Source organism: Pseudomonas sivasensis (genome assembly GCF_021391435.1).
Lineage (GTDB): Bacteria > Pseudomonadota > Gammaproteobacteria > Pseudomonadales > Pseudomonadaceae > Aquipseudomonas > Aquipseudomonas sivasensis.
This window is the reverse complement of the sequence record NZ_CP090029.1, coordinates 5,892,869-5,917,755: the sequence shown is the minus strand read 5'-3', so window position 1 is coordinate 5,917,755 and position 24,887 is coordinate 5,892,869. Positions and strand designations below refer to the sequence as shown.

Genomic DNA, 24,887 nt, shown 5'->3' with positions numbered 1-24,887 from the left:
CTTAGAGCGTCAGCTCAAAAACTTCTGCAACAGGTCATTGAGAAAGAGTTGCCCGCGATCAGTGGCCGCCAGGCGTGACGGTTCGACCTGCATTAAGCCACTTTGTTCTGCCTCGCGACGTGCCTCGTCAAGGCTCGCCAGGTCGAGGCCCGTGCGCTCGGCGTAGAGCCTGGCGTCGACGCCGTCGGTGAGGCGCAGAGCGTTCATCAGAAACTCGAAAGGTAGCTCGTCATTGGTCAGCTCCTTCGCCCCAGCCTGGAAGCTTTTGGCCGGGTTCAGGTAGTCCTTTGGCGCGCGGGTCTTCCAGGTGCGCACGATGCGCCCGTCCGGATGGCTGAGCTTGCCGTGGGCGCCGGCGCCGATGCCGATAAAGTCGCCGAAGCTCCAGTAATTCAGGTTATGCCGCGCCGGGCGGCCCGGTTGGGCATAGGCTGACACTTCGTATTGGGCGTAACCGTGCTCGGCCAGCAGTGCCTGGCCTGCTTCCTGGATGTCCCAGAGGGTGTCGTCTTCTGGCAGCGCCGGCGGCTGGTTCCAGAACACCGTGTTGGGTTCCAGGGTCAGCTGGTACCAGGACAAATGCGTGGGTTTGAGCGCGATGGCCTGGCGCAGGTCGCTGAGGGCGTCGTCCAGGGACTGATCGGGCAAACCGTGCATCAGGTCCAAGTTGAAGTTATCAAATCCGGCCTGGCGCGCCATCCCGGCAGCGCGTACAGCTTCGTCGCCATTGTGGATACGGCCCAGGGCCTGAAGTTTTTCCTGCTGGAAGCTCTGGATACCGATGGACAGGCGGTTGATCCCCAGCTTGCGGTACGCCACGAACTTCTCTTGTTCGAACGTGCCGGGGTTGGCTTCCAGGGTGATCTCGATATCGCCGGCAAACGGGATGCGCGCTTCCACGCCTTTGAGCAGGCGACCCAGTGCTGCAGCGCTGAACAGGCTTGGGGTGCCACCGCCGAAGAAGATCGAACTCAGTTCCCGGCCGTAAACGGCATGCAGATCCTGATCGAGGTCGGCCAACAGTGCGTCCACGTACTCTTCTTCCGGCAGCACTTTGCTTGCGGTGTGAGAGTTGAAGTCGCAATACGGGCATTTACGTACGCACCACGGGATGTGGATATACAGCGCCAGGGGCGGCAGCACGGGCAAGGCCGCCCGAGGTGTTTGCGCGCCGCCGTGGATCAGCGGCAGCGCCTGGGTGTCGTGGGTCATTTCAGGCTCAGGCGTTGGCGCAGCAAATCCATTGCGCGGGCGCGGTGGCTGATCTGGTTCTTGTCGGCCGGGCTCAGTTCGGCGCTGGAGACATTGCGTTCTGGCACCCAGAACAGCGGGTCATAGCCAAAACCATGCTCACCGCTGGCCGCATGCAGGATGCGCCCGTGCCACAGGCCTTCGCAAAGGATCGGCAACGGGTCGTCCGCATGGCGCACCAGGGCCAGCACGCAGACGAACTGCGCGCCGCGTTCGGCGTCCGGCACGTCCTTGAGGGCGTCCAGCAACTTGGCGTTGTTGGCCGCGTCACCGTTGCCATCGGCGTAGCGCGCCGAATAGATACCAGGGGCTCCGCCGAGAAAATCCACCGCCAGGCCAGAGTCATCCGCCAGCGCCGGAAGGCCCGAGATACGTGCGGCATTGCGCGCCTTGAGGATGGCGTTCTCGACGAACGACAGGCCTGTCTCTTCCGGCTCGACCTGGCTGAACTCGCCAATCGAGCGCAGTTGCACGGAGTCGCCGAGCATGGCCTGCAGTTCTTTGAGTTTGCCGGCGTTATGGCTGGCGAGTACGAGCTGGGTAAGGTTCATCATTCCGCCGGAAACAGTTCCTGGTTGAATTGGAAGCTATGGGCTTTGCCGCCGGTTTCAACGTTGATGGTAAACGTCTTGTATTCCCGCTGGGTCACGGCGTAGGGCGCGAGATAATTGATCCCGCCTTTTTCGTTGATTTGCTTGAAGGTGAGGATCTCGCTCTTGCCGCCCAGATCCTTGATGGTGCCCGTTACTTGTGCGGCCACGGGGGTCACGCCCTTGATCACGGTCACATTGATCAAGCCCTTTTCCTTACTGCGTACCACGCCGACTTTCTGGGCGGTTTCCGGTTGCAGGAAGCTGGAGGTGAAGGTGTTGTAGTGAACGGTGATATCGCCGAAGTCTTTCTTGCGATTTGCGTCGATAGCGTCGGCTGCCAAGGCGTTGGCACCCAGGCAAGCGGTCAGTAGAAAAATAGCCAAGCGACTCATGAGCGCCCCTCTGGAAAATGATTAGACGGCAATTTTGTGGTCGGTCAGGCCAGGACTGCTGACCCGGTAGATACCGATTTCGCCCAACAGGTTGGGCCATAGTTTACTCGCCCAGCCGTGACGGTGCTGTTGATCGACGGCAAGTCGGTTAATCACTTTGGCTTCACGCTCGCGACACAGCGCTTCGAAGTCTTCGAAGGTGCAGAAGTGGATGTTCGGCGTGTTGTACCAGGTGTAAGGCAGGAAATCCGACACCGGCATGCGACCCTTGGTCGCCAGGTACCAGCGGCAGCGCCAGTGGCCGAAGTTAGGGAAGGTGATGATGCACTGGCGACCCACGCGCAGCATTTCGTCGAGGATGCGGTCAGGGTAGTGCACCGCTTGCAGGGCTTGGGTCATCACCACGATGTCGAAGCTGTTGCTGGCAAAGTTACCCAGGCCCTTGTCCAAGTCCTGCTCGATCACGTTGATGCCCTTGGCCACGCACTGGGCGATGTTGTCCGGGTCGTTTTCCAGGCCATAGCCGGTGACTTGCTTGTTGTCGCGCAGCCAGCTCAGCAGTTCGCCATCGCCGCAGCCCAGGTCAAGCACGCGGCTGCCGGCGGGGATCCATTCTTGGATGATTTCCAGGTCGGCTCTCATGGCGTTCTCACACTGTAATCCGGTTCATGTAATTGCCGAACGCCTGCAAGTAACGCGGGATCGGAATCAGGAAGGCGTCGTGGCCTTGCGGCGCATCGATTTCCAGGTAGCACACGTCTTTGCGTGCGGCCATCAGTGCATCCACCAGCTCGCGGGAGCGGGCCGGGGAGAAGCGCCAGTCGGTGGTGAACGACATCACGCAGAACTTGGCCGTGGCGCCTTCGAAGGTTTTCGCCAGGTCATCGTCGTGGTTGGCCGCCGGGTCGAAATAGTCCAGGGCCTTGGTCATCAGCAGATAGGTGTTGGCGTCGAAACGCCCGGAGAACTCCTCGCCCTGATAACGCAGGTAGCTCTCGACCTGGAATTCGACGCTGTGGAAATCGTAGTTGAGCTTCTCGCTCTTGAGGCCACGGCCGAATTTTTCGCCCATGGAGTCATCGGACAGGTAGGTGATATGCCCGACCATCCGCGCCAGCATCAAGCCGCGCTTGGGAATCACGCCCGCTTCCTGGAACGAACCGCCGTGGAACTCGGGGTCGGTGAGGATCGCCTGGCGCGCCACTTCGTTGAAGGCGATGTTTTGCGCCGACAACTTGGGGGCCGAGGCGATGGCCAGACAGTGGCGTACGCGATCAGGGTAGGTGATGGTCCATTGCAGTGCCTGCATCCCGCCCAGGCTGCCACCGATCACGGCGGCCCACTGGTTGATGCCCAACAAATCGGCAAGACGCGCTTGGCTGTGTACCCAGTCTTCCACGGTCAGCACCGGGAAGTCGGCGCCGAACGGCTTGCCGGTTTCCGGGTTGATACTGCTGGGGCCAGTGGAGCCGTTGCAGCCGCCGAGGTTGTTCAGGCTGACCACGAAGAATTTGTTGGTGTCGATGGGCTTGCCGGGACCGATACAGCTGTCCCACCAGCCGGGCTTGCGCTCGTCGGCGCTGTGGAAGCCTGCAGCGTGGTGATGACCGGACAAGGCGTGGCAGATCAGCACGGCGTTGCTCGCCGTGGCGTTCAGTTGGCCATAGGTTTCGTAGATCAGGTCGTAGGCGGGCAGAGAACGGCCGCAGGCCAGGGCCAGGGGTTCGCTGAAGTGCGCCACTTGGGGCACGACCAGACCAACAGAATCGGGGGGGAAGGCAACTGGCATCGACCCTGCTCTCGTTTAAATGAGGCGTAAGTCTAAAGACCGCTGCACCCAGCGGCAAGCAAAGGCCTGCGCGCTGCGAAATGAGGGAGGGAGCTAGCCCCTCCCTCATTTGTTTGCGTCAGATCAGCAGGCGCAGAATCTCTGGCATCCCGGTCATGGTGGCCAGGTTGTTGATCACCAGCATGTCCAGCAGCTTGAGCACCATGAACGCCAGGATCGGCGAGATATCCAGGCCGCCCAGGTTCGGCAGCAGGCGGCGGAATGGCGCCAGGGCGGGCTCGCAGATCTGGTTCACCAGTTCGGCGCCAGGGTTGTGGCTACCCGGGGCGACCCAGGACAGGATCACGCTGATGATCAAGGCGAAGAAGAAAATCTTCAGGAACAGCGCGGTCACGCCGATGATTGCCCAAATCAGCAACTGTATGAAATTGCCGGTGGTGCCGTACGTCAGCAGCAGTGTCAGCGCCATCAAGGCCAACTGCACCAGGATCGCCAGCACCAGCGACGACATATCCAGGCCGAACAGGCTCGGGATCACCCGGCGCAACGGCTTGAGCAGCGGCTGGGTCGCCTTGACGATGAACTGGCAGAGCGGGTTGTAGAAGTTGGCACGTACCAGTTGCAGCACGAAACGCAACAGCACGATCAGCAGGTAGAGGCTGCCGAGGGTTTGCAGCACGTAGACGGCTGCGGTGTTCAAACCAATCATATTGGCTCCTTAGTTGCCCAGTTGTTCGGCCATTTCGGCCGATCGGTGCGCAGCGGCACCCAATGCTTTTTCCACCAGGGCTTCAAAGCCCCCGGCCTGGAACGATTCAATGGCGGCCTGCGTCGTGCCGCCTGGTGAGGTCACGCGACGGCGCAGCTCGGCGGCATCCGCATCGCTGGACACGGCCATCTTCGCGGCGCCCAAGGCGGTCTGCTCGGACAGTTGCTCAGCGACTTCCCGTGGCAGGCCGAGTTTCACGCCGGCGGCGGTCATGGCTTCAATCAGCAGGAAGAAGTATGCCGGGCCGCTGCCGGAGACGGCGGTGACCGCGTCCAGTTGTTGTTCCTGATCCAGCCACAGAGCAATGCCCACGGCGGACAGCAGCTCTTGGGCCTGGTCACGTTGTTCGGTGCTGACCTCGGCGGTGGCATACAAACCGCTGACGCCTTGGCGCAGCAGAGCCGGAGTGTTGGGCATGCAACGCACGATGGGCTGGGCCCCCAGCCACTTCTTCATGCTGGCGCAGGTTATGCCGGCAGCGATGGACACCACCAACTGATGTGGTTGCAGATTTGGGCGCAGGCTTTCGCACACGGCCTTCATGGCTTGTGGCTTGACCGCCAGCACGATCACGTCGACCCCTTGGATGGCCTCGGCATTGTCGGCAAAGGTGTCGATACCGTGCTCGGCGCTGACGCGCGCACGGGTGTCGGCGCCCGGGTCGCTGGCGCGGATCTGCGCGGCGTCCAGGCCCTTGGCCCGTAGGCCGCCGATCAGGCTGGCCGCCATGTTACCGGCGCCGATAAAGGCAATACGCGTGTTGCTCATGACAGGTCCTTATTCAGAGGGAGGTCAGCCATTTCACGGCTGGCCGTAATCACGGGCGCCAAATAGGGCGGTACCGATCCGCACCCAGGTGGCGCCTTGGGCGATGGCCGACTCAAGGTCGTGGCTCATGCCCATGGAAAGCGTGTCGAGCGGCAGGTTCAGGCTGTTTTGCAGGTCGCGAACGGTAGCGAACGCTGCATCTTGCTCGGTCCGATCTTCAGTCGGCTCGGGGATTGCCATCAGGCCACGCAGCGTCAAGCGCGGCAGGGCACTGATGGCATTGGCCAGGGCCGGCAAGTCGGCGGGCGTGCAGCCGGACTTGCTGGCTTCGCCGCTGACATTGACCTGGATACAGATGTTCAGCGGCGGCAGGTCGGCCGGGCGTTGTTCGGACAGGCGTTGTGCAATTTTGAGGCGGTCCACGGAATGCACCCAAGCGAAGTTCTCGGCGATAGCGCGCGTCTTGTTCGATTGAATGGGGCCGATGAAGTGCCAACTCAAGGGCAGGTCGGTTAATTCAGCCTGTTTGCCCAGGGCTTCCTGCAGATAGTTTTCGCCGAATTCGAGCTGCCCGGCGGCATAGGCTTCGCGCACTGCTTGGGCGGGTTTGGTCTTGCTCACGGCCAGCAGGTGGATGCTGCTTGCGTCACGTTGCACGGCGTCGGCTGCGGCGCGGATGCGCTGGCTAACCAGGCCGATGTTGTCTGCTATCGTCGACATTCAAGATGCGCCCGTGGATATGGAGTCCGCGGCATTCTACTGGAAATGGAAAGCCCTATGGATATCACTGAATTACTGGTGGCCGGCGTGCGCCGTGGCGCCTCCGACCTGCACCTGTCGGCGGGGCTGGCGCCGATGTGGCGAATCGATGGCGAAGTCTGGCCTATGGATTGGCCGGTGCTTTCTGCCCCGCAAGTCGCGGATTTATTGAGCCCTTTGCTCAATCAATACCAGCAAAAGGATTTCGAAACATCTCTTGAAACGGATTTTGCCTTCGAGCTGCCGGGTGTAGCGCGCTTCCGGGCCAACGTATTCCAACAGGATCGCGGCATGGGCGCGGTGTTTCGTACTATTCCGGCCGAAGTCCAGAGCCTGGATAGCCTGGGTCTCGGGGCGGTGTTCCAACGCATCGCCCTATTGCCACGTGGCCTGGTGCTGGTGACCGGACCCACTGGCTCCGGCAAGTCCACCACTCTGGCGGTAATGATCGATTACCTCAATCAGCATCGGCGCCAGCACATCCTTACGCTCGAAGACCCCATCGAATTTATCCACAGGCCGAAAATCGCGCTGATCAACCAGCGCCAGGTACACCGCGACACCCACAGTTTTTCGGTAGCCCTTCGTTCGGCGCTGCGTGAAGACCCCGATGTGATCCTGGTGGGCGAACTGCGTGACCTGGAAACCATCCGCCTGGCCCTGACGGCGGCTGAAACCGGGCATCTGGTATTTGGCACCTTGCACACTACCTCCGCGGCAAAGACCGTGGATCGGCTGGTCGACGTGTTCCCGGCCGGCGAAAAGGCCATGGTCCGCTCAATGTTGTCGGAGTCGTTGCAGGCGGTGGTGTCACAGGTGCTGGTGAAGAAGCTCGGCGGCGGGCGCGTGGCGGCCCATGAAATCATGTTGGGCACGCCAGCCATTCGTAATCTGATTCGTGAGGACAAGGTGGCGCAGATGGTCTCGGCCATCCAGACCGGCGGGGTGTTGGGGATGAAGACATTGGATATGAGTTTGAAGGCGTTGGTCACGCAGGGCGTGATCAGCCGGGAAGAGGCGCTGGAGAAGGCGAGGGTGCCTGGGGATATCTAAGATCGGGGGATATAAGGAGTTCCAAATGTGGGAGGGGGCTTGCTCCCGATTGCAGTGGGTCAGGTACAGATAAACTGACTGATCCACCGCTATCGGGAGCAAGCCCCCTCTCACATTGACGACTGCATTTCAGCTTGAAATCAGCGTTGAACCACTCGCAAGGTGTTCTGCTCTTTCGGCAGAACCCGCTTGGCAATCACGTAGTTCTTGTCCCAAAACGGCTTTTTCAACGTGTCGATGCTGACCGACTTGCCACGACGCGGTGCGTGGATAAAACGGTCATTGCCCAAGTAGATGGCAACGTGATTGACCTGGCGGCTCTTCAATTTGAAGAACAGCAGATCACCTGGTTTCAGGTCCTTGCGATCAACCTTCTGCCCGTGGCCGGCGGCCATGGCATTGGAAGTGCGCGGCAGATCCACGGCGGCTACGTCGTTGAACGCATATTTCACCAGGCCGCTGCAGTCGAACCCTTTACTTGGGCTGCTGCCGCCCCAACGATAAGGTGTACCGAGCACGTTTACGGCGCGGCTGAGGACGTTGCTGCTTTGCTTGGTGTTGACTGCCACGAGGCCGGGAACTGCTTTACCGTGCGCCTTGCTCAATTGAGTCGGGCGGCTGACGGTCGGCTTTACCGATTTGGCAGTGCTTGGCGTGCTGTGGACTTTAGGGGTGAAACCGTTAACGTTCGGAAGTCGTTGCTCACGATTGGTGGCGTGGGCGGCCAATGGCATTAATAGGCAAATGGTTAGCCATGTCTTTAAAAATGGTCGCATTAGGCGTGGCTCTTATGGGTTTGCGCGCAACTTTATAACAGCTTTTTGTGTCGTTCTCAGGCCGTTTGTCGACTGAACCTTGACGTCAAAATCAGGAAATACGCGACGATTCGCCGCAATTGTCCTACACAGGTCAGGTGGCATAAGGCTTTCAGGGCAGTGAAGATACCATTTGCCGTACGTCGGGCGCCCGTAAAAAAGTCACAAAGAAAATGAAAAAATTTATCTATCGAAGCAAAAGAGGTACGTCATGAACACCTATCAACAGGTTGGGCCGCAACAAGACACCCACAGCAAGGTGATCGGTTACCTGCTCTGGATTTTCGGGTTTACCGGCGCGCATCGTTTTTATTACGGCAAACCTGTCACCGGGACGATCTGGTTTTTTACCCTTGGCCTGCTGGGTATCGGCTGGCTGATCGACCTGTTCCTGATCCCGGCCATGGACCGTGAAGCCGACCTGCGTTTTACCGCCGGTCCCATCGAATACAACGTGGCGTGGATTCTGTTGGCGTTTCTGGGGGTGTTCGGCGTGCACCGCATGTACCAGGGCAAATGGATCACCGGCCTGATCTACCTGCTGACCGGTGGCTTGTTCCTGGTGGGGGTGCTGTATGACTTCTGGACGTTGAATACCCAGGTTTCGATCCGCAATGCAGAGCGCAACGGGGGACGCTGATTTCTCAGGCTTTATAGAGAACTAAATGTGGGAGGGGGCTTGTCCCCGATAGCGGTGGATCAGTCAGCTCATTTATTGCTGACCCACTGCAATCGGGGGCAAGCCCCCTCCCACTTTTTTTGCGTGCCCGCTTTAGGCCTGGTAGCTGATGCGCCCATCCACCAAGGTGTAGCGCACGCTCGCCGGCAGGCTATGGCCGATGAACGGGCAGTTTTCACCCTTGGACAGCCAGTGCTCCCCGGCAACCGTGGATCTGGCCGTGTCAAACAGCACCAGATCCGCTGCGGCACCCACGGCCAATTTGCCGGCCGGCAGGCGCAAGGCTTCGGCCGGGCCAGCGCTCAGGCGCTGGAGCAGCGTCGGCAAGTCGAGCAGGCCATCCTCCACCAGCGTCATCGCCAGTGGCAGCAACAGCTCCACACTGCTGATCCCCGGCTCGGTCGCGCCAAACGGTGCCAGCTTGGCATCGCGCTCGTGTGGCTGGTGGTGGCTGGAAATCGCCGAAACCACACCGGATTTGACCGCGGCACGCAAACCGTCACGGTCGGCCAGGGTGCGCAGGGGCGGTTGCACGTGGTACAGGCTGGAGAAGTCGATCAGCGCTTCATCCGTGAGGATCAATTGGTACAGCGCCACATCCGCAGTCACCGGCAGACCGCGAGCCTGGGCCTGTGCAATCAGGGCCACGCCCCGGGCACTGGTGAGTTGGCTGAAGTGCGCGCGTACGCCGCTTTGTTCCACCAGCAGCAGGTCACGGGCAAGAGCGACGGTTTCGGCGGTTTCCGGAATACCCGGCAGGCCGAGGAAACTGGCGACGGCGCCTTCATGGGCCAAGCCGCCTTCGGCCAGGTCGCGGTCCTGGGAATGGAAGATCACCGTCAGATCGAAGGTGGCCGCGTATTCCAGGGCGCGGCACAAGGTGCGGGTACTGCGAAAGCTCTCCAGACCGTTGCCGAAGGCCACGCAACCAGCGTCTCGCAGGGCGATCAATTCGGCGAGTTGTTCGCCTTCCAGACCTTTGCTCAGGGCGCCGATGGGGAACACTTTGCAATTGCCAGCTTCGCGGGCACGGTCGAGGATCAGCTCGGTCACGGCCGACGTATCGAGGATCGGCTTGGTGTGCGGCGGGCAGCACAGGCTGGTCACGCCACCGGCCGCAGCGGCGCGGGTTTCGCTGGCGATGCTGCCTTTACGGCTGTAACCCGGCTCGCGCAGGGCGACGTTCAGGTCCACCAGCCCAGGCGCGGCCACCAGGCCTTTGGCGTCGATGGTCTGGCTGGGGCTGAAATCGCTGGGGGCGGCGCCGATGGCGATGATCTTGCCGGCTTCCAGATGAAGATCGGTGACTTGATCCAGGCCACTGGCCGGGTCGATAACGCGAGCGCCAAGAATGCTGAGCTTCACTGGGCGTTCTCCTGCTCGAATTGACGTTGCGCGGTTTGCCCGCTCATGGCCATGGACAACACCGCCATGCGCACGGCGATGCCGTAGGTCACCTGGTTGAGAATTACTGACTGATTGCCATCGGCCACCGCTGACTCAATCTCCACCCCTCGGTTGATCGGACCCGGGTGCATCACGATGGCATCCGGTTTGGCGCCGGCCAGGCGCGCGGTGGTCAGGCCGAACAAGCGGTAGAACTCACCCTCGCTCGGCAGCAAACCACCGGACATACGCTCGCGTTGCAGGCGCAACATGATCACCACGTCTACATCCTTGAGGCCTTCGGCCATGTCGGTGTAGACCTTCACGCCGTACTGCTCAATGCCGATGGGGAGCAGGGTTTTCGGCGCGATCACGCGAATGTCCGGGCAACCCAGGGTTTTCAGGGCCAGCATGTTCGAGCGTGCTACCCGCGAGTGCAGGATGTCGCCGACGATGGCCACCGATAGGTTTTCAAAGCTGCCCTTGTGCCGACGGATGGTGAGCATGTCGAGCATGCCTTGGGTCGGGTGGGCGTGACGGCCGTCGCCGCCGTTGATGATCGCTACCTGCGGGCACACGTGCTCGGCGATGAAATGCGCGGCGCCGGAGTCGCCGTGGCGCACCACGAACATATCGGCGGCCATGGCTTCCAGGTTACGCAGGGTGTCGAGCAGGGTTTCGCCCTTGCTCGCCGACGAAGTGGACACGTTCAGCGTGATCACGTCGGCCGACAGCCGCTGGGCCGCCAGTTCAAAGGTGGTGCGAGTGCGGGTGGAGTTTTCGAAGAACACGTTGCAGATGGTTTTGCCGCGCAGCAACGGGACTTTCTTCACCGCCCGGCCACCGACTTCGAGGAATGAGTCGGCGGTGTCGAGGATTTCGGTGAGCAGTTCGCGGGGCAAACCGTCGAGGGACAAAAAGTGTTGCAACTGGCCCTGAGCATTGAGCTGCAGCGGGCGCTTGGCATCTAGAGGCGTCATCGCGGGGACTCTTTACAAGGCGGTTTAAAGGGCGAGGTCTTGCAGTTCGAGTTCGAGCGGCGTTGGACCGGACAATTTTACCCGTTGCTGGGCTTGCAGCGACAGGGTCGCGCCAACCACATCCGGGCTGATAGGCAACTCGCCGGCGTCCAGATCCAGCAGGCAGACCAGCGTGATGCTGGCCGGGCGGCCGTAGTCGAACAGTTCGTTCATGGCGGCGCGGATGGTACGGCCGCTCATCAGCACGTCGTCGATCAGCACCAGGTGCTGGCCTTCGACTTCGAACGGCAGGGCCGAGGGCTGCACTTGCGGGTGCAGGCCGTTCTGGCTGAAGTCATCACGGTAGAAGGACACGTCGAGGGTGCCCAGTGGCGAGTCGTTGCCCAGTTCGTCCAGTAACGCCTGAGCGACCCACACACCGCCGGTGCGAATACCGATAAAGCGCGGTTCGCTGATTCCGCGGTGTTCCAGGTGCGCTTTGAGGCGTAATGCCATCTGGCTGATCAGTTCGGCGGGATTGGGCAGGCTCATGGTGGCTCCTTCAAGGCCTTGCTGTAGGCAAGTTCCGGGCTCAAACGTAAGAAGACGCGGCAAGCCGCGTCAGTCAGGATTCAAATAAAGCGGTGTTTTCGTCCAGCCAGCCCTGCAACAGCAAGGCGGCGGCGATGGCGTCTACGGGGTTGTCGCGGTAACTGCCCTTCTGGCCGCCACGGTCGCGGCGTTCACCCTTGGCTTCAAAGGTGGTCAGGCGTTCATCGTGGGTATAGAAGGGGATGTTGTAACGACCATTGAGGCGACGGGCGAATTTTTCGGCGCGCAGGCACATGTCGCTCGGGGTGCCGTCCATGTTCAGGGGCAGGCCGACCACCACCGCGTCGGGCTTCCATTCCTTGATCAGGGCTTCGACCTGATTCCAGTCCGGTATGCCGTTCTGGGCCTTGAGGGTGCACAACTCGCGGGCCTGGCCGGTGATCACCTGGCCGACCGCTACGCCGATCTGTTTGGTGCCGTAGTCAAAACCGAGGATCAGACGCAAGGCCATCAGGCGTGCCCCGCCTGGCTGGTCAGCAGGCTGAGGTTGACCCGCAACTTGGCGGCGGCCGCTTCCAGGCGCAGTTCACTGGCCGTGTTGAACAGGATTTCGGCGTCGAAGGGGCAGGTCAGCCAGGCATTGCTGGCCAGTTCGGCCTCCAGTTGCCCTGCTTCCCAACCGGCGTACCCCAAGGTGATTACGCTTTGCTCTGGGCCTACACCGTCGGCGATGGCGAACAACACGTCCTGGGAGGTGGACAGCGACACACCGTCCAGGTCCACCGTGGCCTGGAACGTCGGCCCGGTCGGGTGCAGCACAAAGCCGCGATCAGTTTGTACCGGCCCGCCAATGTAGATCGGCACCGATTGGCAACGGGCCGGCGGATCGATCTCCGGACGCAGTTGCTCAAGGATATCGGCCAGGTTCAGCGCTTGCGGGCGGTTCACCACCAACCCCATGGCACCATTGGCCGTGTGCTCGACGATGTAGGTCAAGGTCTGCGCAAAGTTCGGGTCGGCCATATGGGGCATGGCGATCAGGAATTGGTGCTTGAGGTAGGTCGGGCTGACATTTTTCATGTCCGCTAGTGTGGCGTTGGAGGGGCGAACTGACAAGCTGGAGTTACCTGTGGCAGGACATGTCTGATCAGTTGCTGGAGAGCCGATCGCCCTTGGCAAACTTCCAGGTACGGATGATTTCCAGGCGGTCCACGTCATTCAGGTCGCCGGTAAACGGGGCAAAGGGCGCGGCCAGGCGCACGATGCGTTGGGCGGCCTGGTCCAGCAGTGGTTGGCCGGAGGACTCCAACACCTGCACTTCATATAAGGTGCCGTCGCGGTTGATCGATACCAATAGACGCAAGTTGCCGTAGATCTGCTGGCGCCGCGCTTCTTCCGGGTAGTTGAGGTTACCGATGCGCTCGACCTTCTTACGCCACTCGTCTTTATACCAGGCACCTTTGTCGCGCATGGTCGAGGCGGCATTCAAGCGGTAGATGCGTGGGCGCTTGGCGTACAACTGCTGTTCGTTAGCCAGTTCGGCTTCCAGGCTGGAGATTTCGTCGGACAGGGTCGAGCTGTCGAAGGTAGGCGCCGGTTTGACGGGCTCCGGCTGCGGCTCGGTCTTGGTCTTTTCGCGTTGGACCGGGGCTTTTTGCGGTTTGGGTGCGATGGTGGCCACCGTAGGCTTGGGCGTAGCCTGCTTGACCTCGGGCTTCGGCGCAGGAGGTGGCGTGACTTTATTGACCTTGTTGTCCTGGAACGGCGCCAGTTCGGTGGTCTTGGGGATGGCTTTCTTATCGAGGGTGCCGCTGCCCTGTTGATTGTCCTGGGCTAGAAAATCTGCCTTCTCGGGCTTCTTTTCACTCTTGAACGTGGCCAGGGTGATTTCCAGGGTCTTGGTGATCTGCTTGGGTTCGACCATGGTGAAGCCCACGCCAAGGAGCAAGGCCAAATGAATCAAGGCAGCCAGAAACAGGGTAAATCCGAGCCGATCAGCCGGGCGCACGCCGCTGTGGGAGAGTTCGGGGGGCAGATCGGACGGGAGTGTCATGACAAAAGAACCAACATCGCGCGTTTCACAGGTGGCGCATGATAACGCAATGTTGGTGTGTGTCCGGCTGTTCTATATCACTTGGCTGCGAGCTTGCGCTCAATGGCGGCCATTAGCATTTCGCCGATGTTCGTGCCAAATGCATTGTCTATCTCGCGAATACAGGTCGGGCTGGTGACGTTAATTTCGGTGAGATTTTCACCAATTACGTCAAGGCCTACAAACAGCAGGCCTTTTTCCCGCAAGGTCGGGCCAACTTGGCTAGCGATCCAGCGATCCTTATCCGATAAAGGCCGTGCTTCACCGCGCCCACCTGCCGCCAGGTTGCCTCGGGTCTCGCCTGCCGCCGGGATACGCGCGAGGCAGTAGTCCACCGGTTCGCCGTCGATCATCAGGATGCGCTTGTCGCCGTCCTTGATCGCTGGCAGGTAAGCCTGGCCCATGATCTGCTGGGTGCCCAGGGCGGTCAGGGTTTCCAGGATCACCGACAGGTTCGGGTCGCCAGCGCGGTGACGGAAGATCGACGTACCGCCCATGCCGTCCAACGGCTTGAGGATCACATCGCCGTGTTTGGCGGCGAATTCACGCAGCACATCGGCGCGGCGGCTGACCACGGTCGGCGGTGTGCACTGCGGGAACAGTGTGGCGAACAGCTTTTCATTGCAGTCGCGCAGACTTTGCGGCTTGTTGACGATCAGCACGCCGGCGCGCTCGGCCTGCTCCAGCAGATAGGTGGAGTAGACGAATTCCATGTCGAACGGCGGATCCTTGCGCATCAGGATCACGTCCAGGTCGCTCAGGGGGCTGTCGATTTCGTCCGAAAGCTCGAACCATTTTTCCGGGTTGGCGAACACCTGCAGCGGGCGCATGCGCGCGCGGGCCTCGCCGTCGCCCTGGTACAGATCGCGCTGCTCCATATAGAACAGGGTCCAGCCGCGGGCCTGGGCGGCCAGAAGCATGGCCAGCGAGCTATCCTTTTTATAGGAAATGCTGGCGATAGGGTCCATGACAATGCCGACGCGAACGCTCATGGGGGATTTCCTCTAGCAAATTGGGCGCATAAAAGTGGCGTCAGAGTGGCGCTGCGGCTGTTGTGGGTCAAGGAAAAACCACCTGGCGGGTGCCTCGATAGATTGCTCTCCGAGACTGTGCTAAAAAGACTGCCACAGCGCAGCAGCCCTTGAAATCCAAGGCCTGCGGCGATCATCCTGTGCAACATCAGGCAGTACACACCGAAAACCGACTCGCTGTGGCGATGGTAGAGCAGATATGGAACAGCATTCCAACGCCTTGAGAGTGATGGTGATCGACGATTCGAAAACGATCCGCCGCACCGCCGAGACGCTGTTGAAGAACTCGGGGTGCGAGGTCATTACGGCCATCGACGGTTTCGATGCCCTGGCGCGGATTGTTGATCATCACCCGCACATTATCTTTGTAGACATCATGATGCCGCGCCTGGATGGTTATCAGACCTGCGCCCTGGTGAAGAACAACCCGGCGTTCAAGTCGATTCCGGTGATCATGTTGTCCTCCAAGGACGGTCTGTTCGACAAGGCCAAGGGGCGCATCGTGGGTGTCGATCAGTTTTTGACCAAGCCTTTCAGCAAGGAAGAACTGCTGGGTGCAATCAAGGCCTATGTGCCGGGGTTCGCCGCAGTAGAACAAGCACACTGACGCCGCCCCACGAGGGCCGGCGCCGACCAATGTAGTGGGGAAAACCATGGCACGTGTTCTGATCGTCGACGATTCGCCGACCGAAATGTACAAACTCACCGGCATGCTGGAAAAGCACGGCCACCAAGTCCTCAAGGCCGAGAACGGTGCGGACGGCGTGGCCCTGGCTCGCCAGGAAAAGCCCGACGCAGTGCTGATGGACATCGTGATGCCTGGCCTCAATGGCTTCCAGGCTACTCGCCAACTGTCCAAGGAGCCGGAAACCAACGGTATCCCGATCATCATCATCACCACCAAGGATCAGGAAACCGACAAGATCTGGGGCGCGCGCCAGGGTGCAAAGGACTACCTGACCAAGCCTGTGGACGAAGAAACCTTGATCGCCACCCTGAACAAGGTGTTGGCCGGCTGACGGCACGCCATCATGACCGAGTCGCAAACCGCCTTCGAGTTGCTGCTGGACATCGACCGCCGCTGCCGCCTGCTGGCCGCCGACCTGCCGTCCCAGGAAACCCGCCTGCAACGCTGGAGCGGTATCGGCTTTCGCCTGGGGCAACATTGGTATGTGGCGCCCATGGGCGAAGTGGCCGAAGTCCTGCATGAACCACGTTGCACTTTAATGCCTGGGGTCAAGGCCTGGGTCAAAGGGGTTGCTAACCTGCGCGGGCGCCTGCTGCCGGTGATGGACCTGGGTGGCTTCCTCGGCCTTGCGCTGTCCAAGGCGCGCAAGCAACGGCGGGTGCTGGTGGTGGAATACAACGATCTGTTTGTCGGGCTGCTGGTGGATGAGGTGGTGGGGATGCAGCATTTTGCACAAGACGCCTTGCTGGCGAACACCAGCCCTGGCGCGCCGTTTATCCAGGGTCACTTCGAGGGTGATCCGCTGTGGCAGGTCTTCAGCCCCTTCGCCCTGGCCCAGGCCCCAGGCTTCATGGATGTCGCCGCATGACCACCGCTACCACGCCCAAACCCCAGGCCGGCTCGCGCAGCCGTTCACAGATCATCGTGCTGTTTATCGCACTGATCGTGTTCATCATGCTGCTGTTCGCCAACTTCGCGTACCTCAACACCCAGTCTACCTACGACAAACAGTACATCGGCCACGCCGGTGAACTGCGCGTGCTGTCCCAACGCATTGCCAAGAACGCCACCGAAGCCGCCGCCGGCAAGGCCGCTGCTTTCAAGCTGTTGGGAGATGCGCGAAACGATTTTGCCCAGCGCTGGGGCTACCTGAAAAAAGGCGACCCGCAAACCGGCTTGCCCGCGGCACCCAGTGCGGTCCGTGCCGAGATGCGTGCTGTGCAGACCGATTGGGAAGCGCTGCTGAAAAACACCGACGCGATCCTCGCCAGCGAGCAGACCGTACTGTCCCTGCATCAAGTGGCTGCGACCCTCGCTGAAACCGTGCCGCAATTGCAGATGGAGTCGGAGAAGGTCGTCGACATCCTGCTGCAACGTGGCGCCCCGGCCAGCCAGGTGGCCTTGGCCCAACGCCAGTCGCTGCTGGCCGAACGTATCTTGGGTGCGGTCAACACCGTGCTGGCCGGCGACGAAACCGCCGCGCAGGCCGCCGACACCTTTGGCCGTGATGCCGCCCGCTTTGGTCAGGTCCTCAATGGCATGCTCAACGGCAACCCTGGGCTGCGCATCACCCAAGTCGAAGACCACGATGCCCGCGCGCGGCTGGCGGACATTGCCGAGCTGTTCGAATTTGTCTCTGGCTCCGTGGATGAAATCCTCGAAACCTCGCCGCAGCTGTTCCAGGTGCGCGCCTCGGCGAGCAATATTTTCAACCTGTCGCAAACCCTGCTTGATGAAGCCTCGCACTTGGCTATCGGGTTCGAAAACCTCGCCAGCGGGCGCAGTTTCGACACCATCGGCGGGTATGTGCTGGGCCTGTTGGCGCTGGCCTCGATCATCCTGATTGGCCTGGTGATGGTGCGTGAGACCAACCGCCAACTGCACGAGACCGCCGAGAAGAACGAGCGCAACCAAAACGCGATCATGCGCTTGCTGGACGAAATCGAAGACCTGGCCGACGGTGACCTCACTGTGACGGCTTCGGTGACCGAAGACTTCACCGGCACCATCGCCGACTCGATCAACTATTCCGTGGACCAGCTGCGCGATTTGGTCGCGACGATCAACCTCACCGCCGGCCAGGTCGCCGGTGCTGTGCAAGACACCCAGGCCACCGCCATGCACCTGGCCCAGGCCTCCGAGCATCAGGCCCAGCAGATCGCCGAAGCCTCCACCGCGATCAACCAGATGGCCCAATCCATCGACCAAGTGTCGGCCAACGCCGCCGAGTCTTCGGCAGTGGCGGAGCGCTCGGTAGAGATTGCCAACAAGGGCAACGAAGTGGTGCACAACACCATCCACGGCATGGACAACATCCGCGAACAGATCCAGGACACCGCCAAGCGCATTAAGCGTTTGGGTGAATCGTCCCAGGAGATTGGCGACATCGTCAGCCTGATTGACGACATCGCCGACCAGACCAACATCCTCGCCCTCAACGCCGCCATCCAGGCGAGCATGGCCGGGGATGCCGGACGCGGCTTTGCCGTGGTGGCCGATGAGGTGCAGCGACTGGCCGAGCGCTCGTCGGCTGCCACGCGGCAGATCGAAACCCTGGTGCGGGCGATCCAGACCGACACCAACGAGGCGGTCATCTCCATGGAACAGACCACCACCGAAGTGGTGCGCGGTGCACGGCTGGCCCAAGACGCGGGCGTGGCACTGGAAGAGATCGAAGGCGTATCGAAGACCTTGGCGGCGCTGATCCAGAGCATCTCCAATGCGGCGCAGCAACAGACGTCGTCGGCAGGGCAGATCTCCCTGACCATGAACGTGATCCAGCAAATCACTACGCAGACGTCGTCGGGTTCCACCGCCACTGCCGAAAGCATCGGCAATTTGGCGAAGATGGCGAGCCAGTTGCGCAGGTCGGTCTCGGGTTTCACCTTGCCTGCGGCCAAACAGGTTGATGATTGAAATGCAGTCAAAGTGTGGGAGGGGGCAAGTCGAATCGTCGCACCGCCCCTCCCACATGTGATCTCCATCTGTCTGGAGATCCAGGCAACCCACGAATTCTAAGCGGAGCAGTTATGGTTGATCGGCACGACTACGTGGCCCTCGAATGGGTCAAGGGCGACATTGCCGAAACCCTGAAACAGGCCCGTTCGGCGCTGGATGCGTTTGTCGAAACCCATGACGATGACGTGATCAGCCAATGCCTGGCCGGTGTCCACCAGGTGCATGGTGCGCTGCAAATGGTCGAGTTCTACGGCGCAGCGCTGCTGGCCGAAGAGATCGAAGAACTGGCCCTTGCGCTAAAGGCCGGGCGGGTCAGTCAGCGCGATGAAAGCATCCGTCTTCTGCAACAGGCCCTCGGCCAACTGCCGCTGTACCTCGACCGCGTGCACAGCGCCCGCCGCGATCTGCCGTTGGTGGTGTTGCCGCTGCTCAACGACCTACGCAGCGCACGGGGTGAAAGCCTGCTCTCGGAAACCAGCCTGTTCAGCCCACAATTGCTGTCGATCGCGCCGCTGCCCGATGAAACCCTGACCCAGCGCGCGCCGCCTGAGCTGCATGAGCAATTGCGTCAATGGCACCAGTTGTTGCAACAGGCGTTGGCCGGGTTGCTGCGTGAAGACCACGGCCCAAGCAATCTGGAAGACATGGCGCGGGTGTTCGCACGCCTCGAAGCCCTCTGCCAGGGCGCGCCGTTGTTGCCGTTGTGGCAAGTGGCTTCGGCGCTGGTCGAGGGCATGCTCACAGGTGTGGTCGCCAACAGCCCGGCTTTGCGCAGCTTGCTCAAGGCCAGTGACAAACAACTCAAGCGCCTGCTCGCCCAGGGCATAGGCGGCATCAACCAATCTGCGCCGGATGAGTTGCTCAAGAGCCTGTTGTTCTACGTCGCTAAAGTCACCCGGCCAACGCCGCGCATGCAAAGCCTGAAAGAGCGCTACGGCCTGGATGAAGCCTTGCCCGACAGCACGGTGGTCGACGCCGAGCGCGCCCGCCTGGCCGGGCCGGACCGCAATGCCATGGGCTCAGTGCTCGGTGCGTTGTGCGAGGAACTGGTGCGGGTCAAGGAACGCCTCGACCTGTTCGTGCGCAGCGACCGCCAACACACCAGCGACCTTGATGCGCTGCTGGCGCCGCTGCGGCAGATCGCCGATACCTTGGCGGTGCTGGGGTTCGGCCAGCCGCGCAAAGTCATCATCGACCAGCTTGCGGTAGTACTGAGCCTGGCCCAAGGCCAACGCGAACCCAACGACGCCGTGCTGATGGATGTCGCTGGCGCGCTGCTCTACGTCGAAGCCACCTTGGCCGGAATGGCCGGCACCGTCGAGCCGGAAAGCCGCGAAGAAAGCCGCCTGCCCACTACCGACCTGACCCAGATTCACCAGTTGGTGATCCGTGAGTGCTGCCAGTGCCTGAAGCAGTCTAAAGAGCTGGTGATCGACTGCATGGAAGCCGACTGGGACCATCGGCGCCTGGAATCGCTGCCGGAGTTGCTGAGCCAGGTGCGTGGCGCGTTGGCGATGATTCCGCTACCGCGTGCAGCGAGCCTGATGCGCGGGTGCGCCGACTACGTCGATGAGCAGTTGATGGTCAGCGAAGGCCCGCCGGCAGAGGCGCAACTGGAGCATTTTGCCGATGTGATCAGCAGCTTGGAGTACTACCTCGAACGCATGCTCCAAGACCCCGACGCGGCGGGTGAACGGGTATTGGAACTGGCCACCCAAAGCCTGGCGACGCTGGGCTACCTGCCCGCCGAGAAACCCTGGCGCCAGGCGCTGGTCGCTCCCGATGGTGCGTTGTCGAGCGAGGTCACGCCCAGCCAGTCGCAGTTCGACGCACTGGCCAACCCTACCTCGCGCCTCAACCCGCCGGCCCTGCAACGCCCCGGTAGTCTGCTGCCGCCGCCAGCCGATGAAGCGCCTATCGACGATGAACTACGCGAAGTCTTCCTTGAAGAGACTGACGAAGTTCTCGAAGTGCTGCACCGCCACCTGCCCAACAGCGCGGACAAAACCGCCCAAGGCGAAATGCGCCGCGCTTTCCACACGTTGAAAGGCAGTGGTCGCATGGTGCGCGCCCTTGTCCTGGCCGAGTTGGCCTGGGCTGTTGAAAACCTGCTGAACCGTGTGCTGGAACGCAGTGTGGCCCTAGGCCCCGAGATCCAGCAGGTGCTGGATGACGCCGTGGCCCTGCTGCCTGAGTTGATCTCCGACTTTGCGACGGACGACCAACACCAACGCGACGAGGTCGACGCCTTGGCCGCTCGCGCCCACGCCTATGCCAGCGGCGGCGCCCTATCTGCTGGCGAACCCCACGACCCGATGCTGCTGGAAATTTTCCGCAACGAAGCCCAGAGCCATCTGGACAGCCTCAACCACTTCCTGCAACAGGCCGCCGAGCATGTGCCGCTGCAGGTCAGCGATGAGCTGCAACGCGCGCTGCACACTCTCAAGGGCAGTGCGTACATGGCCGGCGTGTTGCCGATTGCCGAGCTGGTGCGCCCACTGGATCACCTGACACGCGAATACAAGGCCCATCGTCTGCCGCTGGACCTGGACGAGGTGGAGTTACTGCTGGAAGCCGAAGCTCTGTTTCAGCGTGGCTTACGCCAACTGGATCGCGACCCTCTGGTTCCGATCAGGGGCGCGGCCGACTTGATTGGCCGCACCCAAGCTCTGCTTGACCATCAGTTGGCAACGCTGCTCGACGCGCCCAACACCGGCTTGCGCATCAAGCGTGACCCGCAACTGATCGCCAACTTCCTGGCCCAGGGCATGGATATCCTGCTCGACGCCGAAAGCCTGCTGCGTCGTTGGCAACAGCACCCCGGCGAGCGCCAGGAACTCACGGCGTTGCTGGATGAACTGACCACGCTGGGAGAAGGGGCACACATCGCCGACCTGCACCCTATCGACGAGCTGTGCGAAGCCTTGCTCGACCTCTATGGCGCGGTGGAAGAGAGCAGTCTGGCCGTCAGCGAGCGGTTTTTCCGGGAGGCCGAACAGGCCCATGAAGCGCTGATCAACATGCTCGACCAACTGGCCGCCGGGCAGGAAATCAGCCTGGCCCCGGCACGGGTCGAGGCCCTGCGCGAATTGCTGGACGGAGCCCTGGACCCGTCCGCCACCGGCCTGATCAAAAGCGACGGTAACCGCGCCCTGAGCATCGCTGAACTCGGTGCAGCCACCGCGCAGTTGGAGCATGAAACGGCGATGGACGATGAGATCGTCGAGATCTTCCTCGAAGAAGCCGTGGACATTCTCGACAGCGCCGGGCAGTCCCTCAAGCGCTGGCTGCTGGAGCCCGAAAACGCTGCACCGTTGTCCTCGTTGCAGCGCGACCTGCACACCCTCAAGGGCGGCGCGCGCATGGCTGAAATCGGCCCGGTGGGCGATCTGGCCTATGAGTTGGAATGCTTTTACGAAGGCCTGGTTGACCGTCGCTACAGCTACAGCGCCGAGTTGTCTCAAGTGCTGATGGCCAGCCATGAACACCTGGCCTTGCAGCTGGAAGAACTGCACCACCACCAGCCCTTGAGCGACAGCGTCGAGCTGGTTGCCAAGCTTCGTGAGCTGCGACAGAGCAGTACGCCCGCGACCCAGGCGCCAGCGCCTGAAACGGCGGGCGCCGACCCGGAATTGCTGGATATCTTCCTCGAAGAAGCTGCCGACATTCTCGACAGCTCGGGCAGCGCGTTGCTGCGCTGGCAGGCCGAGCCGAACAATCGCCAGGAAGTCGAAACCCTGTTGCGCGACCTGCACACCCTCAAGGGCGGCGCGCGCATGGTCGAGATCGGGCCGATTGGTGACTTGGCCCATGAGCTTGAGTTTCTGTACGAAGGGCTGTCCGCCGGTTTGCTCGCGCCGTCGGCTGAGCTGTTCGCGCTGCTGCAAGGCTGCCATGACCGCCTGGCGCAGATGATCGACGCCGTGACGGATGGGATGCCGGTGGGCTCAGTGGACAAGCTCATCGAACGCATCAAAAGCCTGGTGCACCCCAGCGTAGAGCCAGTGGTGCCGGTGGCGTTGCCCGCAGGCAAGGCCGAAGCGGTCGCTGATCCTACCGCCGACATGGTGAAAATCTCCGCCGACCTGCTGGACGATCTGGTCAACCTGGCGGGTGAAACCTCGATCTTCCGTGGCCGCATCGAACAGCAGGTCAACGACGCGCGCATTGCGTTGAACGAGGTGGAAACCACCATTGAGCGAATGCGCGATCAACTGCGCCGCCTCGACACCGAAACCCAAGGTCGCATCCTCAGCCGCCAACAGGCCGAGGCCGAGCGCCTGGGCTACGAAGACTTCGATCCGTTGGAGATGGACCGCCATTCGCAGTTGCAGCAACTGTCCCGCGCGTTGTCCGAATCCGCCTCCGACCTGCTCGACCTGAAGGACACCCTCGACCGTCGCAACGAGGATGCGCACGACCTGTTGCAGCAACAGGCACGCATCAACACCGAGTTGCAGGAAGGCCTGATGCGCACGCGCATGGTGCCGTTCGAGCGTATGTTGCCGCGCCTCAAACGCATCGTGCGCCAGGTGGCGGGCGAGTTGGGCAAGGACGTGGAATTCATCGTCGGCAATGCCGAGGGTGAGATGGACCGCAACGTGCTTGAACGCATGGCGGCGCCCTTGGAGCACATGCTGCGCAACGCCGTCGACCATGGCCTGGAGTCCCGCGATGTGCGGCTGCTGGCCGGTAAGCCGGAAAAGGGCCGCATCACCCTGGACCTGACCCACGAAGGCGGCGATATCGTTTTCGACATGCGCGACGACGGCGCCGGCGTGCCCCTCGAAGCGGTGCGGCGCAAGGCTATCAAGCGCGGGTTGCTCGCCCCTCATCAAGAGATCAGCGACCGCGACGTGTTGCAGTTCATCTTGCAGCCGGGGTTTTCCACTGCGGAAAAGATCACGCAGATTTCCGGGCGTGGCGTGGGCATGGACGTTGTGCATGAAGAAGTGCGGCAGCTCGGCGGTTCGATGTTCATTGAGTCGACGCCGGGCGAGGGCGTGCATTTTCGGATTCGTCTGCCGTTCACCGTGTCGGTCAACCGCGCGCTGATGGTGCAATGCGCCGACGACCAATACGCAATCCCGCTCAACACCATCGAAGGGCTGGTGCGTGTGCTGCCCCATGAGCTGGCGGGGCACTACCAGCAAGATCCGCCGCGTTATGAATACGCAGGCCAGCGCTACGAACTGTTTTACCTCGGCGACCTGCTGCATACCGTGGCCCGTCCGAAACTGCTGGGCCAGTACCAGCCGGTGCCGGTGCTCTTGGTGCAGTGCAATGAGCGGCGTGTGGCGGTGCATGTGGATGCCATGGCCGGCACGCGGGAAATCGTGGTCAAGGGCCTGGGGCCGCAGTTCGCGGGGGTGCAAGGCTTGTCCGGCGCGACCATCCTCGGCGACGGCCGCGTGGTGCTGATTATCGACTTGCTGGCGCATATCCGCGCCCGCCAACCGGCCTTGCCGGCGCAGTCGGTGGATGCGCCACTGATCCTCAACGACCCGTTGAAAAAACGCCCCTTGCTGGTGCTGGTAGTGGACGACTCGGTTACCGTGCGCAAAGTCACCAGCCGGCTGCTGGAGCGCAACGGCATGAACGTGCTCACTGCCAAAGACGGCATCGACGCCCTGGCTGTGCTTGAAGAACACACCCCGGACTTGATGCTGCTCGACATCGAAATGCCGCGCATGGACGGCTTTGAAGTGGCCACGCAAGTGCGCAACGACCCGCGCTTGATGCGCCTGCCGATCATCATGATCACCTCCCGCACCGGCCAGAAACACCGCGACCGCGCCATGGCGATCGGCGTCAACGAATACCTCGGCAAGCCGTATCAAGAGTCGGTGCTGCTGGAAAGCATCGCCTATTGGAGCAAGTCCCATGCTTGACCACCGCACCAGCCAACTGACCGGCCTGCTGCTGCCCCTGGCCGACCGTCACCTGGTACTGCCCAACGTCGCCATTGCCGAGTTGATCGACTTCCAACGCGGCGAACCGGCCAGCGACGCACCGCCGTGGTATTTGCGGCAAGTGACGTGGCGGGATCGGCAGATTCCGTTGATTAGTTTCGAAGCCGTGTGCGGCGAGGCCAGCGTGACCGGCGAACGCTCGCGGATCGTGGTGTTGAATGCGCTGGGCGGGCGGACGACGTTGAAGTTTATTGCGCTGGTGATCCAGGGTATTCCGCGGTCGTACAAGCTCGACAGCGAGTTGAGCTATGTTGACGTGCCGCTGTGCCCGCTGGAACTGGCAGCGGTGCAGGTGGGGGAGCATGTGGCGAAGGTGCCGGATTTGATGGGGCTTGAGGCGCTGCTGGTGGAGTCCGGGTTGGCCTGAGTGGCGCATTCTCC

At 61.6% G+C, this 24,887-nt stretch carries 24 protein-coding genes; 8 read left to right on the top strand and 16 right to left on the bottom strand.

What is annotated here, in order from left to right:
- Positions 1 to 9: 9 nt before the first annotated feature.
- The 8 genes from hemW to LRO94_RS26930 form a co-directional block, all read right to left on the bottom strand.
- Positions 10 to 1,212, bottom strand: a complete 1,203-nt coding sequence (gene hemW / locus LRO94_RS26965; RefSeq protein ID WP_032884140.1) for a radical SAM family heme chaperone HemW — start codon at positions 1,210 to 1,212, stop codon at positions 10 to 12.
- A complete protein-coding gene (gene rdgB, locus LRO94_RS26960; protein WP_179179778.1) occupies positions 1,209 to 1,805 on the bottom strand; it encodes an RdgB/HAM1 family non-canonical purine NTP pyrophosphatase in 597 nt (198 codons plus the stop codon). The genes hemW and rdgB overlap by 4 nt, the downstream gene beginning before the upstream one ends.
- On the bottom strand, positions 1,802 to 2,236 hold the full coding sequence (locus LRO94_RS26955; protein ID WP_032884139.1) for a DUF4426 domain-containing protein: 435 nt from the start codon (positions 2,234 to 2,236) through the stop codon (positions 1,802 to 1,804). The genes rdgB and LRO94_RS26955 overlap by 4 nt, the downstream gene beginning before the upstream one ends.
- A gap of 21 nt (positions 2,237 to 2,257) precedes the next feature.
- Entirely contained in the window at positions 2,258 to 2,878 is a 621-nt protein-coding gene (gene metW / locus LRO94_RS26950; RefSeq protein WP_179179779.1) for a methionine biosynthesis protein MetW, read from the bottom strand.
- Positions 2,879 to 2,885: 7 nt separating this feature from the next.
- Positions 2,886 to 4,025, bottom strand: a complete 1,140-nt coding sequence (metX, locus tag LRO94_RS26945; protein WP_032884138.1) for a homoserine O-succinyltransferase MetX — start codon at positions 4,023 to 4,025, stop codon at positions 2,886 to 2,888.
- A 118-nt stretch (positions 4,026 to 4,143) separates the two neighbouring features.
- On the bottom strand, positions 4,144 to 4,734 hold the full coding sequence (locus tag LRO94_RS26940; protein ID WP_032884137.1) for a YggT family protein: 591 nt from the start codon (positions 4,732 to 4,734) through the stop codon (positions 4,144 to 4,146).
- A gap of 9 nt (positions 4,735 to 4,743) precedes the next feature.
- Positions 4,744 to 5,562: a pyrroline-5-carboxylate reductase gene (proC, locus tag LRO94_RS26935; protein WP_032884136.1), complete on the bottom strand. Its 819-nt coding sequence runs from the start codon at positions 5,560 to 5,562 to the stop codon at positions 4,744 to 4,746.
- Between the two features lie 33 nt (positions 5,563 to 5,595).
- Positions 5,596 to 6,282, bottom strand: coding sequence for a YggS family pyridoxal phosphate-dependent enzyme (locus LRO94_RS26930; protein ID WP_032884134.1), 687 nt, complete (start codon positions 6,280 to 6,282; stop codon positions 5,596 to 5,598).
- Positions 6,283 to 6,339: 57 nt separating this feature from the next.
- Here LRO94_RS26930 and LRO94_RS26925 point away from each other — a divergent pair, with 57 nt between their 5' ends.
- Positions 6,340 to 7,374, top strand: a complete 1,035-nt coding sequence (locus tag LRO94_RS26925; protein ID WP_179179780.1) for a type IV pilus twitching motility protein PilT — start codon at positions 6,340 to 6,342, stop codon at positions 7,372 to 7,374.
- 140 nt (positions 7,375 to 7,514) lie between these two features.
- Here the strand turns inward: LRO94_RS26925 and LRO94_RS26920 are convergent, their stop codons facing one another.
- On the bottom strand, positions 7,515 to 8,150 hold the full coding sequence (locus tag LRO94_RS26920) for a C40 family peptidase (RefSeq protein ID WP_032884130.1): 636 nt from the start codon (positions 8,148 to 8,150) through the stop codon (positions 7,515 to 7,517).
- 250 nt (positions 8,151 to 8,400) lie between these two features.
- Between LRO94_RS26920 and LRO94_RS26915 the strand changes: the two genes are divergently transcribed.
- On the top strand, positions 8,401 to 8,829 hold the full coding sequence (locus LRO94_RS26915) for an NINE protein (protein WP_027606088.1): 429 nt from the start codon (positions 8,401 to 8,403) through the stop codon (positions 8,827 to 8,829).
- A 132-nt stretch (positions 8,830 to 8,961) separates the two neighbouring features.
- Here the strand turns inward: LRO94_RS26915 and LRO94_RS26910 are convergent, their stop codons facing one another.
- From LRO94_RS26910 to gshB, 7 genes are all read right to left on the bottom strand, one after another.
- Complete coding sequence (locus tag LRO94_RS26910) at positions 8,962 to 10,233, bottom strand: dihydroorotase (protein ID WP_179179781.1); 1,272 nt, start codon at positions 10,231 to 10,233, stop codon at positions 8,962 to 8,964.
- Complete coding sequence (locus LRO94_RS26905) at positions 10,230 to 11,234, bottom strand: aspartate carbamoyltransferase catalytic subunit (RefSeq protein WP_015886339.1); 1,005 nt, start codon at positions 11,232 to 11,234, stop codon at positions 10,230 to 10,232. The genes LRO94_RS26910 and LRO94_RS26905 overlap by 4 nt, the downstream gene beginning before the upstream one ends.
- A gap of 24 nt (positions 11,235 to 11,258) precedes the next feature.
- Entirely contained in the window at positions 11,259 to 11,765 is a 507-nt protein-coding gene (pyrR, locus tag LRO94_RS26900; RefSeq protein ID WP_122754238.1) for a bifunctional pyr operon transcriptional regulator/uracil phosphoribosyltransferase PyrR, read from the bottom strand.
- A gap of 73 nt (positions 11,766 to 11,838) precedes the next feature.
- Positions 11,839 to 12,276 carry a Holliday junction resolvase RuvX gene (gene ruvX / locus LRO94_RS26895; RefSeq protein ID WP_003176676.1) on the bottom strand — a complete coding sequence of 146 codons (438 nt, stop codon included), beginning with the start codon at positions 12,274 to 12,276 and terminating at the stop codon, positions 11,839 to 11,841.
- A complete protein-coding gene (locus tag LRO94_RS26890) occupies positions 12,276 to 12,845 on the bottom strand; it encodes a YqgE/AlgH family protein (RefSeq protein ID WP_122681974.1) in 570 nt (189 codons plus the stop codon). Before LRO94_RS26890 ends, ruvX begins: the two co-directional genes overlap by 1 nt.
- A 67-nt stretch (positions 12,846 to 12,912) precedes the next feature.
- Positions 12,913 to 13,818 carry an energy transducer TonB gene (locus LRO94_RS26885; RefSeq protein WP_032884124.1) on the bottom strand — a complete coding sequence of 302 codons (906 nt, stop codon included), beginning with the start codon at positions 13,816 to 13,818 and terminating at the stop codon, positions 12,913 to 12,915.
- Positions 13,819 to 13,895: 77 nt separating this feature from the next.
- Positions 13,896 to 14,849 carry a glutathione synthase gene (gene gshB, locus LRO94_RS26880; RefSeq protein ID WP_032884123.1) on the bottom strand — a complete coding sequence of 318 codons (954 nt, stop codon included), beginning with the start codon at positions 14,847 to 14,849 and terminating at the stop codon, positions 13,896 to 13,898.
- Positions 14,850 to 15,087: 238 nt separating this feature from the next.
- Between gshB and pilG the strand changes: the two genes are divergently transcribed.
- The 6 genes from pilG to LRO94_RS26850 all read left to right on the top strand — a co-directional run bounded on the left by pilG (position 15,088) and on the right by LRO94_RS26850 (position 24,873).
- Entirely contained in the window at positions 15,088 to 15,495 is a 408-nt protein-coding gene (gene pilG, locus LRO94_RS26875; protein ID WP_095185125.1) for a twitching motility response regulator PilG, read from the top strand.
- Positions 15,496 to 15,541: 46 nt separating this feature from the next.
- A complete protein-coding gene (gene pilH, locus LRO94_RS26870) occupies positions 15,542 to 15,907 on the top strand; it encodes a twitching motility response regulator PilH (RefSeq protein WP_014720320.1) in 366 nt (121 codons plus the stop codon).
- A gap of 12 nt (positions 15,908 to 15,919) precedes the next feature.
- Positions 15,920 to 16,444, top strand: coding sequence for a chemotaxis protein CheW (locus LRO94_RS26865; RefSeq protein ID WP_032884121.1), 525 nt, complete (start codon positions 15,920 to 15,922; stop codon positions 16,442 to 16,444).
- A complete protein-coding gene (locus tag LRO94_RS26860; protein WP_032884120.1) occupies positions 16,441 to 18,492 on the top strand; it encodes a methyl-accepting chemotaxis protein in 2,052 nt (683 codons plus the stop codon). Before LRO94_RS26865 ends, LRO94_RS26860 begins: the two co-directional genes overlap by 4 nt.
- A 113-nt stretch (positions 18,493 to 18,605) precedes the next feature.
- On the top strand, positions 18,606 to 24,425 hold the full coding sequence (locus LRO94_RS26855) for an Hpt domain-containing protein (RefSeq protein WP_179179782.1): 5,820 nt from the start codon (positions 18,606 to 18,608) through the stop codon (positions 24,423 to 24,425).
- Entirely contained in the window at positions 24,418 to 24,873 is a 456-nt protein-coding gene (locus LRO94_RS26850; RefSeq protein WP_032884118.1) for a chemotaxis protein CheW, read from the top strand. Before LRO94_RS26855 ends, LRO94_RS26850 begins: the two co-directional genes overlap by 8 nt.
- The last annotated feature ends 14 nt before the right edge of the window (positions 24,874 to 24,887 follow it).

Coding starts and splice junctions, on each gene's coding strand:
- gshB (WP_032884123.1), bottom strand. CDS start 14,849: ATGAGCGTTCGCGTCGGCATTGTCATGGACCCTATCGCCAGCATTTCC.
- hemW (WP_032884140.1), bottom strand. CDS start 1,212: ATGACCCACGACACCCAGGCGCTGCCGCTGATCCACGGCGGCGCGCAA.
- LRO94_RS26925 (WP_179179780.1), top strand. CDS start 6,340: ATGGATATCACTGAATTACTGGTGGCCGGCGTGCGCCGTGGCGCCTCC.
- LRO94_RS26885 (WP_032884124.1), bottom strand. CDS start 13,818: ATGACACTCCCGTCCGATCTGCCCCCCGAACTCTCCCACAGCGGCGTG.
- LRO94_RS26920 (WP_032884130.1), bottom strand. CDS start 8,150: ATGCGACCATTTTTAAAGACATGGCTAACCATTTGCCTATTAATGCCA.
- pilH (WP_014720320.1), top strand. CDS start 15,542: ATGGCACGTGTTCTGATCGTCGACGATTCGCCGACCGAAATGTACAAA.
- pilG (WP_095185125.1), top strand. CDS start 15,088: ATGGAACAGCATTCCAACGCCTTGAGAGTGATGGTGATCGACGATTCG.
- pyrR (WP_122754238.1), bottom strand. CDS start 11,765: ATGAGCCTGCCCAATCCCGCCGAACTGATCAGCCAGATGGCATTACGC.
- proC (WP_032884136.1), bottom strand. CDS start 5,562: ATGAGCAACACGCGTATTGCCTTTATCGGCGCCGGTAACATGGCGGCC.
- LRO94_RS26850 (WP_032884118.1), top strand. CDS start 24,418: ATGCTTGACCACCGCACCAGCCAACTGACCGGCCTGCTGCTGCCCCTG.
- LRO94_RS26865 (WP_032884121.1), top strand. CDS start 15,920: ATGACCGAGTCGCAAACCGCCTTCGAGTTGCTGCTGGACATCGACCGC.
- LRO94_RS26905 (WP_015886339.1), bottom strand. CDS start 11,234: ATGACGCCTCTAGATGCCAAGCGCCCGCTGCAGCTCAATGCTCAGGGC.
- LRO94_RS26940 (WP_032884137.1), bottom strand. CDS start 4,734: ATGATTGGTTTGAACACCGCAGCCGTCTACGTGCTGCAAACCCTCGGC.
- LRO94_RS26915 (WP_027606088.1), top strand. CDS start 8,401: ATGAACACCTATCAACAGGTTGGGCCGCAACAAGACACCCACAGCAAG.
- LRO94_RS26955 (WP_032884139.1), bottom strand. CDS start 2,236: ATGAGTCGCTTGGCTATTTTTCTACTGACCGCTTGCCTGGGTGCCAAC.
- LRO94_RS26855 (WP_179179782.1), top strand. CDS start 18,606: ATGGTTGATCGGCACGACTACGTGGCCCTCGAATGGGTCAAGGGCGAC.
- ruvX (WP_003176676.1), bottom strand. CDS start 12,276: ATGGCCTTGCGTCTGATCCTCGGTTTTGACTACGGCACCAAACAGATC.
- metW (WP_179179779.1), bottom strand. CDS start 2,878: ATGAGAGCCGACCTGGAAATCATCCAAGAATGGATCCCCGCCGGCAGC.
- LRO94_RS26860 (WP_032884120.1), top strand. CDS start 16,441: ATGACCACCGCTACCACGCCCAAACCCCAGGCCGGCTCGCGCAGCCGT.
- metX (WP_032884138.1), bottom strand. CDS start 4,025: ATGCCAGTTGCCTTCCCCCCCGATTCTGTTGGTCTGGTCGTGCCCCAA.
- rdgB (WP_179179778.1), bottom strand. CDS start 1,805: ATGATGAACCTTACCCAGCTCGTACTCGCCAGCCATAACGCCGGCAAA.
- LRO94_RS26890 (WP_122681974.1), bottom strand. CDS start 12,845: ATGAAAAATGTCAGCCCGACCTACCTCAAGCACCAATTCCTGATCGCC.
- LRO94_RS26930 (WP_032884134.1), bottom strand. CDS start 6,282: ATGTCGACGATAGCAGACAACATCGGCCTGGTTAGCCAGCGCATCCGC.